The 3,266-nt window shown below is 69.0% G+C and carries 3 protein-coding genes and 1 pseudogene; 2 read left to right on the forward strand and 2 right to left on the reverse strand.

All coding sequences use genetic code 11. The annotated features are described in order from the left end of the window. Window positions 1–356, reverse strand: a 356-nt coding sequence (locus HUU96_RS13650; protein ID WP_174293300.1) for an NfeD family protein, incomplete at its 3' end; no start/stop codon positions are given. A 1-nt stretch (window position 357) separates the two neighbouring features. After that, window positions 358–1,338, reverse strand: coding sequence for an SPFH domain-containing protein (locus HUU96_RS13655; protein ID WP_174293301.1), 981 nt, complete (start codon window positions 1,336–1,338; stop codon window positions 358–360). 125 nt (window positions 1,339–1,463) lie between these two features. Here HUU96_RS13655 and guaB point away from each other — a divergent pair, with 125 nt between their 5' ends. Then, window positions 1,464–2,921 (forward strand): IMP dehydrogenase, encoded by a 1,458-nt coding sequence (gene guaB, locus HUU96_RS13660; protein WP_174293302.1) that lies wholly within the window; start codon window positions 1,464–1,466, stop codon window positions 2,919–2,921. A 119-nt stretch (window positions 2,922–3,040) separates the two neighbouring features. Beyond that, a pseudogene (locus HUU96_RS13665) lies at window positions 3,041–3,266 on the forward strand (RsmB/NOP family class I SAM-dependent RNA methyltransferase); the annotation flags it as partial.

The raw sequence follows: 3,266 nt of genomic DNA on the forward strand, positions 1-3,266 counted from the left end.
TCGGGGCCGGACGCCGGCCATGCGCCGTCGCCGACCGAGACCCTGCCGCTGCCACCCTCGATCGCGCGCTCAACCGTCACCACCTCGCCGACCAGCCGCGCGGCACCGCGGTTGAGCTGTCGCTCGCCCGCTACCGGATAGTCGCGATACCAGCGCCGGCCGATCCACAACGTCATCGCGCTCCACAGGCCCACCGACATCAGCTGGAAGCCCAGTGGCAGCGCGGGCGCGGCCAGCACCGTCAGCCCGGTCATCGCCGCCGAGAGCGCGATGAAGATCAGGAACACACCCGGCGCGGCCACCTCGGCGACGCCGAGCATCAGCGCGATCGCGAGCCAAGCGGTGCCGGCGCTCATCTCACGCCTTTGGCAGCTCGAACGGCCCTGGCTTGCGCGGCGCAGCGGGAGCCGGCGCGGCCGCGGGCGATAGCCCGCCGGCCAGCGCCTCCTTGGTCAGCTCGCCGATGCCGCCCAGCGTCCCCATCAGCTGCGTCGCCTCGACCGGGAACAGGATGGTCTTGGCATTGGGGCTGGTCGCGAACTTGCCGATCGCCTCGACATATTTCTGCGCGATGAAATAGTTGATCGCCTGCGTGCCTCCCGCCGCGATCGCGTCGGACACCGCGGTGGTGGCCCGGGCTTCGGCCTCGGCACCGCGCTCGCGCGCTTCGGCGTCACGGAACGCCGCCTCGCGCCGGCCCTCCGCCTCCAGGATCTTGCCCTGCTTCTCGCCCTCGGCGCGCAGGATCGCACCGGCGCGCGCGCCCTCGGCATCGAGGATGTTGGCGCGCTTCTCGCGCTCGGCCTTCATCTGCCGCGCCATGGCGTTGATGATGTCGGCGGGCGGGCGGATGTCCTTTATCTCGACGCGGGTGATCTTGACGCCCCAGGGCGAGGTGGCGTGATCCACCACGTTGAGCAGCCGCGCGTTGATCTCGTCGCGCTTCGACAGCGTCTCGTCCAAGTCCATCGAGCCCATCACCGTGCGCAGGTTAGTGGTGGTCAGGTTGAACAGCGCGCTCTGCAGGTTGGACACCTCGTACGCCGCCTTGGCCGCGTCCAGCACCTGGAAGAACACGACACCGTCGGCGGCGACCATCGCATTGTCCTTGGTGATGATCTCCTGTCCCGGGATGTCGATCACCTGCTCCATCATGTTCACTTTCTGCCCGACGCGATAGAAGAAGGCGGGATAGAAGTTGAAGCCGGGGTTAGCGGTCGCGGTGTAGCGGCCGAAATGCTCGATCGTGTATTCATAGCCCTGGCGGACGATCTTGATGCTGTTCATCAGGTAGAACAGCACGGTCATCAGCACGAGCGCGGCAACGGTCAGGCCCATCGCGGTTTCCTTTCGGGATCAGGCCCATGTCCTAGCACGGCGGCAGGCGCGGGGCCTAGCCGGGGGCGGCCGGGTTGGTTACATGGCCTGCCACTTGCCCTCGCTCGCAGGATTCGGCGCTCCCCATGACCATACGCCTCGGCCTTACCTTCGACGATGTGCTGCTGGTGCCCGGCGCTTCGACGGTGTTGCCGAGCCAGGCCGACCCGCGCACCCGGCTGACGCGCGGCATCGCGCTCAACATCCCGGTGCTGTCGGCGGCGATGGATACGGTGACTGAGGCCGACATGGCGATCGTCATGGCGCAGCTGGGCGGGATCGGTGTCCTGCACCGCAATCTGACCGTGCTGGAGCAGTGCGACGCGGTGCGCGCGGTCAAGCGGTTCGAGAGCGGCATGGTCGTCAACCCGATCACCATCGCGCCGACCGCCACCCTTGCCGATGCGCAGGCGCTGATGGCGCGGCACCGGATCAGCGGCATTCCGGTGGTCGAGGCCGGGGGCAAGCTGGTCGGCATCCTGACCAACCGCGACGTCCGTTTCGCCGGCAACCCGCGCCAGCCGGTCAGCGAGCTGATGACGCATGAGAACCTGGTCACCGTCGGCGTCGGCGTCGGCGAGACCGAGGCGCGGCGGCTGCTTCACCAGCGGCGGATCGAGAAGCTGCTGGTCGTCGACGAGGCGTATCGCTGCGTCGGCCTCATCACCGTCAAGGACATCGAGAAGGCGGTGACCTATCCCGACGCGACCAAGGACGGGGCCGGCCGGCTGCGCGTCGCCGCCGCCACCACGGTGGGCGACAAGGGCTTCGAGCGCACCGCCGCGCTGGTCGATGCGGAGGTCGACTGCATCGTCATCGACACCGCGCATGGCCACAACGCCGACGTCGCGCGCGCCGTGGAACGCGTGAAGAAGCTCAGCAACTCGGTCGAGGTGATCGCCGGCAACGTCGCCACCGGCGAGGCGACGCGCGCGCTGATCGATGTCGGCGCGGATGCGGTGAAGGTCGGCATCGGCCCCGGCTCGATCTGCACCACCCGCGTCGTCGCCGGCGTCGGCGTGCCGCAGCTGACCGCGGTGATGGACTGCGCCGAGGAGGGGCTGAAGGCCGGCGTGCCGGTGATCGCCGATGGCGGCCTTCGCACCTCAGGCGACCTTGCCAAGGCGCTGGCGGCGGGCGCCTCGACCTGCATGGTCGGCTCGCTGCTGGCGGGCACCGAGGAGGCACCGGGCGAGACGTTCCTGTACCAGGGGCGGGCATACAAGTCGTACCGCGGCATGGGGTCGGTCGGTGCGATGGGGCGCGGCTCGGCGGATCGTTATTTTCAGGGTGACATCAAGGACCAGATGAAGCTGGTGCCGGAAGGGATCGAGGGGCAGGTCGCCTTCAAGGGACCGGCGCGCGAGGTCATTCACCAGCTGGTGGGGGGCGTGCGCGCCGCGATGGGCTATACTGGCGCGGCGACACTGGAGGACCTGCGTCAGCGGGCCAGCTTCGTCCAGATCACCGGCGCGGGATTGCAGGAAAGCCATGTCCACGACGTGACCATCACCCGCGAGGCTCCCAATTACCCGACGCGCTGACGGCCCATCGGGATGCCTTCCCTACCGTCATCCCGGACTTGTTCCGGGATCCAGGGTGACGAGCGCTGTCGTTTGCGGCCCTGGATGCCGGGACGAGCCCGGCATGACGGAGTGGTGAAATGACGCCTGGTGCGCGCAGCCAGGCGGCGATCGAGCTGCTCGATACGATCATCGCCGCCGCTCGGGAAGGCGGCGCAGCGGCGGATACGCTGATCGCGCGGTATTTCGCGACGCGGCGCTATGCCGGCTCCAAGGACCGGCGTGCCGTGCGGGAGCTGGTCTATGCCGCGATCCGCCGCGCCGGCGAGGTGCCGGCAAGCGGCCGCGCGGCACTGGTCGCGCTGG

This window comes from Sphingomonas bacterium (assembly GCF_903644135.1).
Taxonomy (GTDB): Bacteria; Pseudomonadota; Alphaproteobacteria; order Sphingomonadales; family Sphingomonadaceae; genus Sphingomonas.